Genomic DNA, 16,435 nt, shown 5'->3' with positions numbered 1-16,435 from the left:
GCCAAGTAGCTGTAAAGATGTCACTTTTTCTGGCGGGGAATGACAGCTATCGAACGGAGGGCATAGGTCCAAAAACGGCTCGCCTGGGGACCTTGGATTCTCGCATGATGACAAAGCCTTATCGGAAAAGCCTTGAGATCCCTCTGTTTTCCCATCGCGAGCGACCTTGGATGCCATCTTTGTGCCCTGGCTTTGGGCATCAGTCAACAGAGGGGCATGGCGGCAATTATTTCCGCTTTTGGTCCCCGATTTGCGGTGCCGAGCGGCGGCAACTGTGCGCCCTCAAAATGGTCATCGCTGCCAATCAATGGTCCCAAAAGCGGATGAACTTGCTCCGGTGGGATCACGCCTATCAGATAGTTCGAAGCCTGCCGGGCGCGCCACTTCGAGCGATGATGAGAACTATCCCTGCGCTAATGCCCTCCCTTGAGCTGGTCCAAATCGGATCTATTCTGAGCCCGAAACGTGGATCGCCGGGAACTGAAATTTTTTGCATCATTAAGACCGACGCTGCGAGCCTCTTGGTTCACTGAAAAATGAACTGCGGTTCAGCGTCGGCCGCTATCAGCATCCGAACCGCCTTATGAGAAAGTCGAGCCCCATATTGTCTTGGATCTGGTCATGCGGAATGAGGGAATAGCGCCAAGGTTTGCCGCCGTGCTTGGCTGAATATTCGGTCGCTGTCTGGCACCAGCGAATAGCGACATCCTTCTTCGCTAACACGTCCACATCCTGCATCTGTGAGGCCATTTTAGGTTCAAGCATTAGAATTTCCGTAGCGGTCTCGGCCACGAAGTCCGGCATGTACTCCAAGTGATCGCTACCCGTGCGATAGAACATCTGGAATTGGCCCTTGGCCGGGCGGAACCACTTGTCGGCCTCACGCTCAAGAATCACAGCCAGCTTGCGCTCGGTATCGGATTGGAACCGTACGACATTCGTCAGGCATTTAGAAAACCCTCCGAACAAGTATCGGGCCATGTTGCTCTTGTCGTCCGGCGGGGTGCGATAATCGAGCGGCGCCTGCCGTTCCGACGTGTGGGCAGACGAGCGGATCTCGGTGAAGCCCTGCTTCACCTCCAGATGGTATTCGACAGTGTCGTCCATCCAGAAGTGATCGAGCATCTGCGCGTGAACGGCGCGGGCGATATTGCGCTGCTCGATTTGGAGAACCCGCAGCACGTCATTGGGTTGCAGATAGCCCTCCAGATGACGAACGACCTGCCCCGCTAGATCGTAGAGCAAATCGGAATTGTCATCGTAGGACACATCGGGGAAGTCGATCAGGCCGCTCACGACGTAATCCTCGGGCCTGCTTTCCAGAAAATTGGCCTGCGACATGCCGATAGAATGGCCTTCATTCCGATTGAGGAACTGTGCCCACAATGTCTCCTCGGGCGGGGCATAGCGCATCAGTGCGAGGTCGAGCGTGAACGGCCGAAATCCGGCCTTTACTTCGCCCTTCGGGGTAACTGAAATGCGCGGGATGCTGATCGTGGACAGCACGACCTGCTTGGCTGTCTCGGCGATCACCTGGGCGAGATCCGGTCCTTTGGGCGCAATCCCGTCGAGTTCCAACTGGGCAGGCCGAAACTGGCTGGCCACTTCTTTCAGCAATTGCTGCTGAACCTCCGGACGCGCGATATAGCTAACATCCGGCACTAAATCAGGCTGACGCGCCAACTTGCGAATGGCGTCATATGCGAGCTGCGCTGCCCGCTGCGCTTCCGGATCGGTGAACACCGGCTTCGGCTTTTCGCCGGCAAAGGCGGCAGCTTCCTCGCTCTGGCCGGTGTCGATGCCCAGTTTGCCCAAGATGTTCGGCGCTGCAACGACCGTGGTGGTCTTGCGCGCCAGCATCTCTTCATCGAGCACCAATGCTTTCAGGCGGATCGGCGACTTGGGGCTGTTCGCCTCATCGACGATTTCCTGAAAACGATCATGAGCGATGATGTTCAGCCGGTCGACCGCCACAGCGCCGGTGCGTCGGCCATAGGGCAGGCGCAGGCCGCGTCCGATGCTCTGCTCGATTAACGTGCGTGCGTTGGCGGCGCGCAGCGGCACGATAGTATAGAGGTTGGTGACGTCCCAGCCTTCTTTCAGCATGTTGACGTGAATGACGATCTCGACGGGATTGTCGGCCTGCTCAACGTTGAGGAGAAGCTGGACAGTCTCTTCCTCTTTCACGCTGGAGTCGACCTGGATCACCTTGTCGGTATAGCGGCCGTTAAAGAACCGGTCCGACTGGATCAGTGTCATCAGTTCGGCCGCGTGCGTGGTATCTCGCGCGATCACCAACACGAAAGGCTTGACGATCCGCTGCCCGTTTTCGCGGGCATAGGTTTCCAGCTCCACTTTCACGCTCTCGTGCAAGCGAATGCCGTCCTCCAGCTTCATCATCTGGATCGCCTCGGGTGTCTTCCCTGCGGCGATGAAGTTCTTGCGGGTAACGACGGCCGGGTCCTTGACGAAGCCATCTTCCATCGCTCGTGCCAAGGGGTAGTCATAGACGACATTGCGAAACGCCGCCGGCCCCTTGGTGCTCTCGACAAACGGCGTTGCCGTCAACTCCAGCCCCAACACCGGCTGCAACTCGTTGATCGCCCGCATGCCAGCCGTTGCGCGATAGCGGTGCGATTCGTCCATTAGCATGACCAGGTCCTGCTGCTTGGCGAGATAGTCGAAATAGCTGTCGCCCAACTCTTCCTTGAACGAGCGGATGCGCATCTGCTTGCCGCCGCGTACCTCGGACGTGATCTTGGAAATGTTGAAGATGTTGATCTTGCAGCGCAGCACGTCGTCCAGCAGCGCGCCCCGGCTTTCGTAATTGTCGCCGGTGATCACTTCCGGGTGCAGCACCGAAAACTCGGCAATGCCCTTGAACACATACTTCGATGTGTTGGCGGTGAAATCCTGGATCAGCTTGTTGTAGATTGTCAGATTTGGCGCCAGCACGAAGAAATTGTTGATGCCGTGCGCGATGTGCAGATAGGCGATGAACGCGCCCATCAGGCGCGTCTTGCCCACGCCGGTCGCCAGCGCGAAGCAAAGCGAGGGGAAGTCGCGCTCGAAATCGCTGACACCTGGATATTCGCTGCGGATAGCCTCAAGCGCGGCGTCGCGATCGGCGCCCTTGCGCAGCGAGATGATCTCGGTGACGCGGCACAGGATTTCGAGACTGTCGCGCTGCGGCTTGCGCAGGCTGAGGCGTCCGGCGATGGCATTGATATGACGTTGGTTCGCTGCTGAAGGATTGGTCATGCCAAGTCCACCCCGTCGAACAGACTGCTTTGTGCCGGCGGCGGTGACGCAGGCTCCGGTTCCGCCATCGGCAGGTTGGCCACGTTCAGCGAATAGTCGTCATGGCCCCATTCGCACTTGTTGCGAATGTGGTTGGGGATCTTGCGCAAGGTCAGGTTGGCAAAGCGCGTTTCATCGCCGCGCCAAGCCGCGCAGAGGATTAGCAAGCTGCGATCCTCGCCCACCTCTTCGGACAGAGCGGCCATTTCATCCGGCCCCAGCGTCTGCGTGGTGACATAGAGGAAATCGCGCTCGCTCGATTGTCCGTGTTGCCACCACACCTCCGGACTGGGCTGGTAGGTATAGCCTTCCAACTTGCACAGAGCCTGTGCCAGCATCGCCGCATCATACTCTTTCGAGATGACCTCACGGCCCCATTTGTCCTTTTCGACCAGGGAGGGCGCGAGCTCGTAGTAGCGAAAGCCGCCGCCGCCCTTCCAATCCGCAGCCTTGCTGATCCCGCCCTGATCTGTGCCGTCAATCACCTTTTGCAGACGCGGAACGATATGGGTGGTGCAGTGATCACCCAGCTCCACCATGATCCAGCGACGGCCCATTTTATGGGCGACTGCGCCAGTTGTTCCGGAGCCAGCGAAGGAGTCCAGCACGAGATCGTCCGCTTGCGTCGCGATATCAAGAACGCGTTGAATAAGCCGTTCTGGCTTTGGAGTTGTGAACGGTTCAATGCCTTGAAAAATAGCTTGAACCTCAATCTTTGACGTTCGGTTGCTTCCAACTTCGTCATGTCGCCAGATGGTTTCTGGTGGACGGCCGGTCGTGCCTTCAGCATATATTCGGTAGTATGGTGCCCATCCGCTGCGACCATTTACCCACTCAATCCGGTCAAGCTCCTGAGCGACCTTGGTGGGCGACCAGCGCCAACGTCCCTCAACACCATCCGGACGCATCGGGAATACTTCGGAACCATCTGGTGCAGTCAAAGGGAAATATAGCGTCGGACGCGCCTCTCGAGTATCATCCCCGCTTCCCATTGCCCTCAATGGCTTTGTGTAATATTTGCGCCCGCTATTATCTACCCTATTGAAATGAGCAGGGGCTTCGCCGTCAGCAATCCTCGATATCTTCGCCATATCAATGCATTTTGCGTACACCAGGATATGATCGTGTCGTGACGAGAAATATCTGGAATCCATCTTGGGACTATCAGATTTTTCCCAAATAACATTGGAGATGAAATTCCTTCTACCGAAAATTTCATCGCAAACGACCTTAAGGTAATGCGCCTCATTGTCATCAATAGTGATCCAAAGAGAACCGTCGTCAGAAAGCAGCCGACGGATGATCTCCAGTCGATCGCGCATTAGGCCTAGCCAAATCGAATGCTCCAACCCGTCTTCGTAGTGGGTGAACGCGCTGCCGGTGTTGTAAGGCGGATCGATAAAGACGCACTTCACCTTGCCTGCAAAATCCGCTTCCAGCGCTTTCAGCGCGAGCAAATTGTCGCCGTGGATCAGTATGTTGTCAAAAATATCCGCGTCGGAAACGCGTCTGGCGGCGTGATATGACTTGGCCGCATCCTCCAGCAAAATCCGCGGCTCCAGCTTGGGACGCTTGTCCTTGCCGATCCATGTCAGCTCGAGTTTTTCGTACTTCTTGGTCATGCTTGTCCTGCCGCTTCTTCGCCGATAGCTCGCGGCGCATTCTGAGATTGCCAAATTTCCGCTTTCAGCGCGGTGAATAGTGTTTTGCAGTCGTTCTGCGTTTTGAAAACCGACTGAAAATCGCGTTGTGTTGCGAGCACTTGCTGCCCAGCTATGTCGTCATATGCGGCAAAGCCTCTGTCCACGGCAAGGGCCAATAGCTTTTCTGCATATTCCGAAACTCTAGCTGAGATATCCGCTTTTTCCGTATCGGTGAGGGCCAGAGCTTCGCCTTGGTCAGGCCGATGCCTTGCTAGGGTGACCGCCAGCACGAGCCAGCGTCCGTATGTATAAAATGCCTTGGTCGCACCAGTCGCGGCCTTGGCGCTGTCGCCCATTACCTTGAGCACGATCACCTGCATCTGAACCGCTCGCCAGAGAGTGCGCGCTGAGAGGTCTGGCGGAAAAACCCGCTCGTGTCGGCTGCGGATCACTTCGGTCTCGGGATAAACCATCTCCAGTGAGAGCAACGAGGTCCTGTTCGCTGCAACACGGGTTACGAAATCGCAGTCGTTGGTATTTTTCAGGCAGGCGCAAGCCGTCAGCGCGTCGTCCATAGTGAAATTGTCTTCGTCAGACTTCGGCGTATCTTCATCAATTTTGAAATGATAGAAAATGCCATGAGGGCGTAATGTGTAAGCCAGTTGCTCATGCAGGGGGTAGGCCGCAGCGAAATCCCGTACTTCAACATGATTCTGAAAGTTGGCGGTGCGTGAGATGCGCTCGGCAAAGGCGCGATCATCCTCGCAGCGCTCAAGCGAGACAATCTTGATGAATGCAAAGCCACTGGGCGGCGCAGCGCCATCCGGTACGGTAATGCATTTAGCGATCGAGCCAAGGGTTTGGGCTCCATTGATCACCGCAAAGCCCTTCGCCGTAACGCGCTTTTTTAGCGAGTTCGTGCGATCGAGATTGTTCAGCTCGAGGCGATCACAGTAGGCTGTCAGGCCGTTGTTTAAGTAATGAAAGTGAATGGCTTCATTCTTCAGCGTCTTCTGGATATCTTCATTAACGTCGGTACGACCTTTGAAGCCACGGATGTTGGCGCGAACCAACATCCGTCCGTGCTCTTCGTAAAGTGCTTTTAGCCGTTCGAGCGGAACCAATCCATAGACAGTCTCATAGGGCTTCGTTACCCAACCGGGATTGTGGATTTCAAGATCAACCGATTGGATCCCACGACCATCGTCACCACCGGCAATCCAGTCATTCAACGTGGTTAGGTTGACCGACTGGAACTTGAAATATTCGTCCTCCGGCTCCTTAGAAACCTGCTGTTGCAAAACCTCGAACAGGCGCTTACGATCCTCAGAGATGAGCGCCAAGCCAGAATAGCAAAGCACCGCACGAACCAGCGTTCCTGGCTCGGCAAGCACGGTTTCAATCTGTGGGCGCAAGGTGTTCCAGCGCTGGTTGGTTGCAAAGGCGTCAAAACGTCCCGCAAGCAGGTTGCCGAGTCCGACCTGAAATTTCGTTACGTCGCCAAGATCGGGTTCTGTCAGTCCCGCATGGATATATTTCGACTGGACCAACCATAACGTATTCGTTGCGGGTGAGTGATACATCGCATCGATGCCGCCATCACCACCACCATCGGTAATGCCGGCGGCGGCTTCCTCGATTGTCGCGCCCGCCACCTTGTGCAGGACAAACGCGGCAAGAGCCCGGCTGAGGAAGTCACGCTCGTTCGCCTCCGCATTTCCGCCCGTTTTGAGAGGAACGACTTGGTCAAATAGTTGATGAAGCTTCGGCGGGAGTGCCAGGATTTCGATCGGACGATCCGCCATTACCGGACACTCCAGCGAACGGTGAATAGTTCCATGTCGGAAACCTGCTGCTCCAGTTTGCCCTCAATACTGGCGATCAGATCCTCTCGCTGGACGTCGATCCGGTCCTGAGCGTCGAACAGTGAACGGCGCTTGGTGTTGCGCTCGGATTCCAGCGCTTTGACGGCCTTCTGACCGGCCAGCTTTTCATCAAGGGTCAGTGCGGCAGTGGCGGCGCGACGGGCTTCCTTGATCTGGCGGTCGATCTCACGGATTTCGCGTTCCAGCCCTACCTTTAGATCGTCGGCCCATCCATCAAGTTTGGTCGCTTCCTCCTCAAAGTAGCGGGCGTTGCGCTCGGAGATTGTGCGACGGATGACGTCACGCTGTCGGGAAAACCCCTCATCAAGTATTAGGGCAGTGGATGCCGGAAGATGCGCCTGGCTGCCGACCGTGGCCGGCACCGTCATCAACCGGGTCAACACCTCTGATTCCAGTATGGTGCCGCCATCGGTGATGCCCGTCAGGAGGATGTGGTCCTCACTTTGTTCAAGCGATGCCACGCTCAATTGAGTGGCGCGCAGCCAACCAGACTGGCCCACAAAGGGTTCAAGCACAGTGATGCGGCCCTCGTGTGATGCATAATCGAAGGTCAACTCCGCGACTGGCAGGTCGCGGGCACGCGCGCGGTGAACAATCGCTTCGCCCAGCGGATGCGTGACACGGAAGAAATGGGCCTCGCCGCTGCGGCGCGGCAACTCATAAAGGCCAGTCGGCACGCGGCCCGCCCAGGCGGGAACTCCGCTCAGCCGGAAGGACGAACTGTCTATGAACTCGGCCGAACCGTCCAGCTCGTGCTGGGCAAGGCGCATCAACTGGCGCTCGAAATGACCGAGATGCACATTCGTATCTGCGTTGCGCAGCTTGAGCTTTTCCCGGACTTCGTCGTCGAAGTTCTCCAGTAGCTTGCGGCGGGCCGAGGTCATGGCCTCGTTGATCTCGAGGCTCAGATCCTGCTGTAGCTGATCGAATGCGGCCTTGATATCGTTGGGCTGTCGGCATTGCTGGTAGATCCCGGCAATCCGCTTTTCGAAATCGACGCCGGACTCGATGGCGCCAAGCACTTCGTCGCTGGCGCCGAACACGCCTTCGAACAGCTGGAACTTCTCCGCCAGCAGTTCATAGACGCGTTGGTCGGCCTGGTTCTTCTCATTGAGGAAGTTGATCACGACCACATCATGCTTCTGACCATAGCGGTGACAGCGGCCGATCCGCTGTTCCACGCGCTGCGGATTCCACGGCAGGTCGTAATTCACGATCATTGAACAGAATTGTAGGTTGATACCTTCGGCGCCGGCTTCGGTCGCGATCATGATACGGCCCGGTCCCCGGAAATAATCGACCAATGCCGATCGCATGTCCGCCGTACGCGACCCAGTGACACGGTCAGAACCTTTGTGCCGTTCCAGCCAAGTGTCATAGATCGCTTTTGATTCCGGATCGGTATTGGTGCCGTTAAACAGCACGATCCCGTCGGCATATGGACTGTCGCCCAGAAGGCGCAGTAAATAGGACTGTGTGCGCTTGGACTCGGTAAAAATGATCGCTTTTTCAGCCGCTCCGAGTTCGCGCGCCTTGGCAAAGCCAACCTCCAATGCCTTGAGGAGCGCGCGCCCCTTGGCGTTCTGCTCGATCGAAGCTGCAAGCGCGGCGAACGCCTTTAGCTCGGCGATTTCCGTAGTCAGCGCCTTGCGATCCGCTTCTGTCAGCGGTGCGGCATCATCGCCGTCCTCCCACTCCTCTGCGGTCTCATCAAGCGCCTCATAGTCGGCGTCCAGGTCGTCCAGAAGCTCGTCGGTTGGTCGACTCTGGTCGAGGCGGGTCTGGAGACGATCAGCAATAGAGGTCAAGGCACCGGCGATGGCAAACGTCGATGATGCCAGCAGCTTGCGCAGCACCAATGTCATCAGCGCACGTTGGCTTGCTGGCAAGGCCTGCAGGTTTTCGCGCTGGAGGTACTCGGTCACGAGATCGTAGAGCCTGTCTTCAGCCTCATCGGGACTGAATTTCTCTAGGATCGCGTGACGCGCCGTGTAGGGTACGTAGGCCGTGACTTGCCGCCGCAAGGTGCGATGGCAAATGGGCTTCAGCCGGTCTCGCAGAACCTCGAAGGTGCGTTCCTGCGACAGGTTGGAAAACTGCTCACGAAAGCTCTTGATGTCACCAAAGCTGTGCTCGTCGATGAAGCTGACTAGGCCAAACAGCTCTAGTAGTGAGTTTTGCAGCGGGGTCGCGGTCAGCAACAGCTTATGCCGATCGGCCAGCGCACGCTTGAGCGTGTTGGCGATGACGTTGGACGGCTTGTAGACATTGCGTAGGCGGTGCGCCTCATCGACGATCACGAGATCCCACCGCGTGGCCTGAACGTCAGCAGCTTTGTTGCGGGCGAACTGGTATGAGCAGATCACGACGCTGTCGGTACGGTCAAACGGGCGTACTTCGCCCGCTTTGATATCCGCGTTGTAAGACTTTGCCTCCAGGATCGTGCAGGGGATGAAGAACTTTTCCCCCAGCTCCTGATGCCACTGTTTGCGCAGGTTAGAAGGCGCAATGATCAGGATACGCCGACGGTTCTCAGCCCAGCGCTGCGAGATCACTAGACCCGCCTCAATAGTCTTTCCCAGCCCCACCTCATCAGCAAGGAGGGCCCCCTTGGACAGGGGTGAGGCAAACGCGAACAAGGCCGCGTCAACTTGATGCGGGTTCATGTCGACCTGCGCACCGGCGACGGCCACGGCCAGCCGTTCGCTGCTGTCGGGCGGACGGCGACGCACGAGATCAAAGGCTATGAACTTCGCCTGATAATCGGTTATGGCAGTAGCTAGGGTCATATGGCCCGAATTCCCTTGGCATCTGCCGCCCCCATAAGACCCTTGAGTTTTATCTTCATACTTATTCAGTCTATTCCGAGTTTATTGAAAAATATTTTGTTTCGCATTTCCGCGTCTCGAAGTAGCTTCGTCCAGCTTAGGACCTCCATGTAAAGACTATTATTGCCGAACCATCGAAACCACCCGAGTCCGTCAGGCATGGGCGTAAACTCTTTCTCTAATTCAAGCCACTTTCTAACCTTGGCCGTTAGGTCGCATACAACATATCCATAAAATGGCGTCGTGCCATTGACGCTAATATCCCGGCCAGTGGGCGTCTTGAACTTGCCTTCTCTGATCTGATTGACGTAGCGGACGATCTGCTGAACCGGGTCTTCCTTGGATGAAGGATCGGCGAAATTGTCTCGTTGGGGTTTCTTGAACTCGAAGATAGTGATGGGATTGCTCGCCTCGTTCTCACCGCGAAATGCTACACGCCGGTTATAGATCGTAATATCTGTCCGATCTCCGTTTGGCTTGTTCAGCGGTTTATCGGATGAGACGTAGGAGGAAAAATTTAGCCGTTCGTCCAATATCCAGAGATTGTGCGATTCGTAATCAAGGCCTTCAGAGTCTTTCTTACGCCGCATGATGATGTCGTGCACGTCGCCTTCCGATTTGTGCTTTCCATCGGCATCGATTTCCAGCGACTTGGAAAAGAGGTCGAGAACGCACTTTCTCATGGAAACGTAGTGGATGAGATCATTCTTGCTGGTGTCGGAAATGCTGTCCATAAGCTGAGTGATTTTTTCTGCCAGCTCATCGGGGTTTTCCGATTTCAGCAGCGCGGCCACCTGTGATCGCGTCTGGATTTCCTTTTCGAATTTCTTCTTTTGAAGATGAAGCTCGATATCCTGGTTGGACGGCCGCATCGGCAGGGCGTCGAAATCGACCTCATTCGCGAGCGTCCGGTGCCAGGGAGCATCGGCCGACACATAGTCGGCGATGCGCGCCTGCTTGCGCCTCTTCCGCTCGGTAATTTCCGAACCCACCGCCGACTGCGCGATTTCGGCCGCCTTCTGCTCGATCTCGCTTTGGGATATGCCGCTCAGGAGGTCGTCGTCGGTTTGGAAACGGAATTCGCCTCTTTCGAGCGACACGTTGTCATTAAGGTAGTCGCCGAAAACATACGATTTGACGACGAAATTGCGCCCCTTGGACAGATCCCTGTCAGGACCGTCCTCATAAAACTCCTCGGCGAATTCAGGTATATAGGCCTGAAGCGGGTTGTCGGTCACTTCGCGCCGATGTGCGACGAGACTGACTTTGCTCTTGGCCGACCTCGGCGCATAGAATTTGAAGACGCGGACCTGGAAGCCCTTGGCCTCTTCTTTGGCTGTGAGTGTAAACTCGCCCTGTTCAACCCGCATCTCGACAATCTGGCTGTTCTCCTTGCCCAGATAATCGTTGAGAGAGACACCACCGGAAGGCTCCTTCGCTTCCCGGATCACAATACGCGGACACGCCCGATCCTTGTCTACGAAATATGGTAACAGCCGCTCGACGATAACGCGGCTAACGGTATCAAGGCGCTTGTCCGGGAACTTGACCGACTTGATGCCGGAAATCTCGACGGCTGTACCCGTCTCCCGCTTTTCCGAAGCGGACGTTTTCTCGTCAACGATGATGTCTTTGTCTAGGCCCATCCTGAAGGTTCGATCGTGGAACGCATCGCCGACGGCGAAGGTGCTCGCCACCTTCACATGGTTGAAATATTTGAGGCAAGTGAACCGGCCAAAACCTTTACCGCCATCGGCGATCTTCTGCTCAGTATAGAGAGTGTCGAATGAATCACGGTTGCTCTTGGTGAAGCCAACGCCGTTGTCCTTGACGATGAACCCGTCGATATCCTCAAGGCGGTCAATGATATCCGCCTGTCCGCTTCGCAGGACTTCGATCTGGATCAGGCCATTCTTGACGCCCTTTTGGTCGATGGCCTGAATGGCGTTTACCACTAGCTCTACTAGCGGCGTATAGATGTTCGTGCCGGATCGGATATTCTCGACCAGCCGCCTGACGTTGACATTGCTCATGCGAACCTATTCCCATCAGTCGGGCCGTTGGCTGCCCTATATCTGGGCGAGCTAGCCGACGTCATTCTTCGTTTCCTCTCGCGTCACGTTGAAGCTTTCTTATAGCGGAGCACGCAATGCTTTCGCGGACGTACTCGCGCATGAACTCTCGAAGCACTTGTGCCGCTGGACGATCATGGCCATGGCACGCCGCGACGAATTCATCCCGCAGATCCCGATCCAACCTGATGCGCAGCCCAACATCTTTTTTGGTCATGGCGAGAGTGTAACCAATGGATACACGTTCGCCTAGAGAGGTCGTTGCGGCAAGAGCTTTGATTTTAGGGCACAACTGTCAAAGTCGGCTGCTTTTGCACCTCGTGATCCCGCCCCGGCAACCCGCTGCCACTCCTATTGGCGTGCGCAGCACTTGCCGAAGTCGATGCCGGATAATTTACTTTGTGCCGGTCTTTGCCGAGAACCTGCTCGCCGGGGCGCCTTGCATCGTCAATGAGGATCGCCTCGGCCTCGAACCGTAGCCAAGCACTATGCCCCGGCAACGCCGTCGGTCGTCCAGATGTGAACGGCTTCGTCGGGAGCCTTGTCGGCCTTGGCGCCACTAAAGGCGTTTTCGTCACCACCTCCACCTTCAGCCAGCCGGCGCGCGATACCGTCAGGCATCTGGCCCAGGGGGTTATCCTCATCGATGGGCAGGAATTGGCCGATCTGATGATTGAACACGGCGTCGGCGTCCGCAGTTACCGCACCGTCGAGTTTAAGCGGCTGGACGAGGATTTCTTCGGCGAGGAGTGATCGCCCGCATGCCGGCCGGAAATAATTTCCGCAGCCTCAGCCCTTAAAGACCTTCTCGCGGTGGTATTGCAGAAACTGCGAGTGCGGCCGCTCGTCCGCGCGGAACGGCACAAGCAGGCGCCGCTCCGGATTGATGAGCCGCGTGATGGTGTCGGGAACGCCGCCACCCGCGATCAGCAGGCTGTAATCGTCATCGACGGAGATCAGGCCGCGGTCAAACATCCAGTGCACCGTTCCGGAGAGGGCGAGGCCGTTGCGGACGCTGTCCGGCCCACCATGGGCTACCGGGCGGATGTGCGCGGCCTGGACCTCTGAGCGCCCACCGCCATTAATCAGCTTCAGGCCGGTAACGGCGCAGGTGTCCTGGTAGGCCGATTTGATGGCCACTGAGAACGCTCGGTCCCGGAAAGGACGCTGCAGTACCTGGGAGATGATTCGGCGATCGACGACCTCGATCTCGAAAGACATTTGCGGATTGTCGCCAAATCCGATGTGCGCCTGCTCGACCGGGTCCGGCGCCGGCCGCTCTCGGTCACGATTTCCAAGGACGTGCGCGAAGCCGGCGGCGAGGATCAGGTCATACTCGGCGTCTGAAATGTTTCGGACAGCGCGACCGAAAGCCCCCTTGTTGGTGGTGCCGTCGTCTTTGCGCAGCCCTCTCTCATAATAGTGGTTCGCCTCCTTGAAGGGGACGGTGTGATCGAAGGGTAGGAAGTTCTCGACCAGCGCATAGAAGTGATCGGGCTTGGACGGGTCCTCGATAATGTCGGTGATCCGGGCCGTTGCGAAATAGGCCTGTCTGCCGCCCGTCTTCATCAGGTCGCCGCTCGGCCGCCGCGGCTCGTAGTAGACGATCCAGTCACCTCGCGCCGCCTCGACCTGGCGCAGATAGGTGCGCGGGAAATGGTACCGCTGCTCCGGAAGATCGTCATAGGTGGGATCCACCTTCGTGGTCAGAACTGCCTTTGACATAGTTTGAGACTCGATGGATCTGACCTCGTGATACCAGGTTGGCAGCCTCTCGCAAATAGGGGGTGTGACGACGTTCGCAACCATTGGATGCATTTTCAATACTTGAGCGATTTACATGAAAAATAATTATTAAGCGTTCTTTTTGTAGTAATAATATGTAATTCTGCCGCATTTCATCTTTAGTAATGTGAGTATATCTCAAGAGGCAACTTGTGATATACATTGCCATGTATTGAAGGGTGGGCGATAATACATGCATCAATTGCGCAAATGCAGTTGATGCTTTTGCAACCTGCAAGGATCTTTGACATGACCAAGAAGACAACAAAACGGGCGTCCGCCCGCTTTGACTACGACGCGCTCGACATCGGCGTGCAGAGCATGAAGGCTTTGGAAGCGGCAGCCGCTGGCATCCAGGCCTTGGGGCGTCGGTCCACGGACCAGGCCTTCGAGCTGGGCGTCTTGCTGGAGCAGGCGTCCGAGCTTGTTGAGCCGGGTACTTTCGAGAAATGGGTCTCGCAGCGATGCGACATCTCCTCGAAAACCGCCCGTAACTACCGGGCTGTCGCTCGTAACCTCGCGCCTTACCGGGAGCGAGTGGTCGAGCTTGCCGTCAGTCCGACAGTCCTTTTCCATCTCGCGTCCGCGCCAGAGGAGAAGGTCGAGGCTGCATTGGCGCATGCCGAGGAACATGGCGGCATTCGCGTCAGCGAGGTGAAAGCCTTGCTTGCTGACAGCTCTGAGAAGGCTTCAGGAGCGGTAGTCGGTGACGAACTCGCCGACATCGGTGGACTGTCTGGTCTGCGGGCGATGATCGATCTCAAGACAAAGACCGGCATTGCCGCCTTCGTCGAAAATGCTGCAACTCTTGCTGCAGAAGTGGCAAGTGCTTTGAAGAGCAAGGGCAAGCGTCTGCAGAAAACGGCGCTCATCCCGAAGCTCGAACCTGCGGCTCGCTCGGCAAAACGCAGTTTGGGCAATGTTCTGCTTCTGGATGCGCCCGGTGACGTCGACGTCCGCAAGCTCTCAGAGAGCGAGATTCCGACCGCAAGTCACTGGTACAAGGTCTTCCTGACACTGGACCATCTTGGCAAGCGAGAGGCATGGCCTGAGGCCAAGGAACTCGAGGTTTGGCTGCGCCAAGAGGTGCTGCCGTTGCTCGACTGGGCAACGTCCCGGACGAAGCAACCCGAGTGGCCGCTTAAAGGCCCAGTTGCTCCAAACTCGGCAGATGCGGTGATGCGCAGCGGCATTGAGGCGCTCGGTGGCGTCGTGCGGATCGAGGCTTCGAGCCTAGATCCGGTCGATGACGAGGATGTCGCCATAGCGAATTACCAGCCGCCAACGTTTCTGGCGCGTCCGGTACCAGCGGCGGCAGATGACGCCTCCAATGTCATCTCGATGGTTCCCAACGAGGTACGGTCGGGGCTGAGGAAGCCGGCTTGGCTTAAGCCGAAACCGGCCGAGGCGTCGGCGGACTGAACACAAGGAAGGGGCTTTCGGGCCCCTTTCTTGATTCCAACCTTCGGCCGGCGTCGGTCCTGCGGAAGTATCTCAAGCCACTTTACCGGCCGTTTACCATCAGGCGTGGGACAGAATTCAAGCATGAGCCCGCCGTTAACCTTGTTCAGGATCCGTTCTCATTTTTGCGGAAAGGATCCTTGAGATCCGCTCGGGGTCCTGCCAGGTATGAGCGGCTCCGGCGTGACCGGAGCAAGCGGCCCAAGGCAGCGCGCCAACGCTACCAAGGGCCTGACCCTCAGCCTTCTTGGAAAGGAATCGGGCTATGACCAACCTACACTCTTCTTCCCCCATCGGGGAAGTTCTGCGTGCCGCTGTGGCGGCATCCTCCAGCGGACATGCGATCGACGGTGCGATGGCGCGCCGTCACTTCGCGGCTCAGCGTGCCATGCGGCCGGAACCGCCTGTATTGCGCCGTTACCCGCGCATCGTCCGTTATCCGGAGGTCGAGGCCGATTTCGATCTGCTGATCGAAAAGGCGGTCGCAGCGATCGCCGAAGGCGAGCCGGTCGAGGACGAGATCCTTGGGCACTACGTCAACGTGGCCTCGCTGGTCCGTGCGGTGTCCTTCCGGGAAGGGAAACTTTTGGAGCAGGCGATTGAACGTCTTTCCAAGGCCAATCCCGATCTGGTCGTGCTGATGCAGTCGATCAAGCTGCCGCTCGTGAAGGCGGCAATCGAAGCCGTGGCCGGCAATGACTGGCGGCACCTGGAAGAGATCCGGCTCGACTGCGAGGCACCCGCGAAGGGCAGCTACACGCCGGACCTGATCATCGTAAACCGGGCCAAGCATTCAGCCTTCATCCTCGACCTCAAGCGGTCGCTGGCATCCTATGGGGATACAAGCCGGCTCGAGGAGCTGAAGCTGAAGATGATGGCCTCGGCCATGGTTCTGCCTGACTGGCTCTATAAGACGCAGAAGCGGCTGATGGTCGACACGGTCGGCGTTGCCATTGTCGATGGGGCCAGCCGGCCGAGCGACCATGCCGTGGGCGTCTGGGCGCTATCGGAGATCGACGACCTGCTCGAGATCGATGGTGCGGCCGCCTGCATGGCCGAACTTCGCCAGCGCTTCGGGCGCCGCGTTCAGCAGCTTCTCGAGTCCGAGGCGCTACGGGCGCTCGGTATCCTCACGCCGGTTGCTGGCAGTGCGTGTGCTTCCTCTCCTCTGTCAGCACCCTTCGGCGCATTGCGTGGCGGACGGCGTGTGATCCCTCGTTGCGAGCCGGACGGGGAAAGCTTCGAGAGTGACGGTTTCGACGCCTCCGACGATGAGGCGAATGGACCGGGCGCGGACGAGGACGACGAGACGTCCTGGCTACCGCAGCGCATCCGCGTCGGTTTTGCGCGACGGCTGCTCGACGCCTGACCGGCGACTGCTCGGCTCGCGCGCAGGCTAAGGCTTTCGCTCTGGCATGGCAGTCTGCCTTCCTCAATCTCCCTGTTATGAGCTCCGGCCG

The 16,435-nt window shown here is 57.4% G+C and carries 9 protein-coding genes; 3 read left to right on the top strand and 6 right to left on the bottom strand.

Annotated elements, in window-relative coordinates; genetic code table 11:
- Positions 1–564 precede the first annotated feature (564 nt).
- The 5 genes from FHX08_RS13645 to FHX08_RS13625 all read right to left on the bottom strand — a co-directional run bounded on the left by FHX08_RS13645 (position 565) and on the right by FHX08_RS13625 (position 11,690).
- Entirely contained in the window at positions 565–3,261 is a 2,697-nt protein-coding gene (locus FHX08_RS13645) for a DEAD/DEAH box helicase (RefSeq protein WP_184327249.1), read from the bottom strand.
- On the bottom strand, positions 3,258–4,922 hold the full coding sequence (locus FHX08_RS13640; protein ID WP_184327248.1) for a site-specific DNA-methyltransferase: 1,665 nt from the start codon (positions 4,920–4,922) through the stop codon (positions 3,258–3,260). The genes FHX08_RS13645 and FHX08_RS13640 overlap by 4 nt, the downstream gene beginning before the upstream one ends.
- The gene (locus FHX08_RS13635; protein ID WP_184327247.1) at positions 4,919–6,748 is read right to left on the bottom strand and encodes an AIPR family protein; all 1,830 of its coding nucleotides are present in this window, start codon (positions 6,746–6,748) and stop codon (positions 4,919–4,921) included. Before FHX08_RS13635 ends, FHX08_RS13640 begins: the two co-directional genes overlap by 4 nt.
- Positions 6,748–9,618, bottom strand: a complete 2,871-nt coding sequence (locus tag FHX08_RS13630; protein WP_184327246.1) for an SNF2-related protein — start codon at positions 9,616–9,618, stop codon at positions 6,748–6,750. Before FHX08_RS13630 ends, FHX08_RS13635 begins: the two co-directional genes overlap by 1 nt.
- A 65-nt stretch (positions 9,619–9,683) precedes the next feature.
- Positions 9,684–11,690: an ATP-binding protein gene (locus tag FHX08_RS13625; protein ID WP_184327245.1), complete on the bottom strand. Its 2,007-nt coding sequence runs from the start codon at positions 11,688–11,690 to the stop codon at positions 9,684–9,686.
- Positions 11,691–12,179: 489 nt separating this feature from the next.
- Here FHX08_RS13625 and FHX08_RS13620 point away from each other — a divergent pair, with 489 nt between their 5' ends.
- On the top strand, positions 12,180–12,482 hold the full coding sequence (locus FHX08_RS13620) for a restriction endonuclease (protein ID WP_184327244.1): 303 nt from the start codon (positions 12,180–12,182) through the stop codon (positions 12,480–12,482).
- A 36-nt stretch (positions 12,483–12,518) separates the two neighbouring features.
- On the opposite strand, the gene FHX08_RS13615 is transcribed toward FHX08_RS13620, so the two are convergent.
- A complete protein-coding gene (locus FHX08_RS13615) occupies positions 12,519–13,427 on the bottom strand; it encodes an HNH endonuclease (protein WP_312862135.1) in 909 nt (302 codons plus the stop codon).
- A 336-nt stretch (positions 13,428–13,763) separates the two neighbouring features.
- Here FHX08_RS13615 and FHX08_RS13610 point away from each other — a divergent pair, with 336 nt between their 5' ends.
- Positions 13,764–14,936 (top strand): hypothetical protein, encoded by a 1,173-nt coding sequence (locus FHX08_RS13610; protein ID WP_184327243.1) that lies wholly within the window; start codon positions 13,764–13,766, stop codon positions 14,934–14,936.
- 304 nt (positions 14,937–15,240) lie between these two features.
- Positions 15,241–16,344, top strand: coding sequence for a hypothetical protein (locus FHX08_RS13605; RefSeq protein WP_184327242.1), 1,104 nt, complete (start codon positions 15,241–15,243; stop codon positions 16,342–16,344).
- The last annotated feature ends 91 nt before the right edge of the window (positions 16,345–16,435 follow it).

It is taken from the genome of Rhizobium sp. BK529 (assembly GCF_014194105.1).
Taxonomy (GTDB): domain Bacteria; phylum Pseudomonadota; class Alphaproteobacteria; order Rhizobiales; family Rhizobiaceae; genus Rhizobium.
This window is presented reverse-complemented; position numbering and strand designations above follow the sequence as displayed.

Bases quoted from the DNA above. Each gene is read 5' to 3' on its own strand.
- FHX08_RS13605 (WP_184327242.1), top strand. From the start codon at position 15,241: ATGACCAACCTACACTCTTCTTCCCCCATCGGGGAAGTTCTGCGTGCC.
- FHX08_RS13620 (WP_184327244.1), top strand. From the start codon at position 12,180: ATGAGGATCGCCTCGGCCTCGAACCGTAGCCAAGCACTATGCCCCGGC.
- FHX08_RS13610 (WP_184327243.1), top strand. From the start codon at position 13,764: ATGACCAAGAAGACAACAAAACGGGCGTCCGCCCGCTTTGACTACGAC.
- FHX08_RS13625 (WP_184327245.1), bottom strand. From the start codon at position 11,690: ATGAGCAATGTCAACGTCAGGCGGCTGGTCGAGAATATCCGATCCGGC.
- FHX08_RS13630 (WP_184327246.1), bottom strand. From the start codon at position 9,618: ATGACCCTAGCTACTGCCATAACCGATTATCAGGCGAAGTTCATAGCC.
- FHX08_RS13635 (WP_184327247.1), bottom strand. From the start codon at position 6,748: ATGGCGGATCGTCCGATCGAAATCCTGGCACTCCCGCCGAAGCTTCAT.
- FHX08_RS13640 (WP_184327248.1), bottom strand. From the start codon at position 4,922: ATGACCAAGAAGTACGAAAAACTCGAGCTGACATGGATCGGCAAGGAC.
- FHX08_RS13645 (WP_184327249.1), bottom strand. From the start codon at position 3,261: ATGACCAATCCTTCAGCAGCGAACCAACGTCATATCAATGCCATCGCC.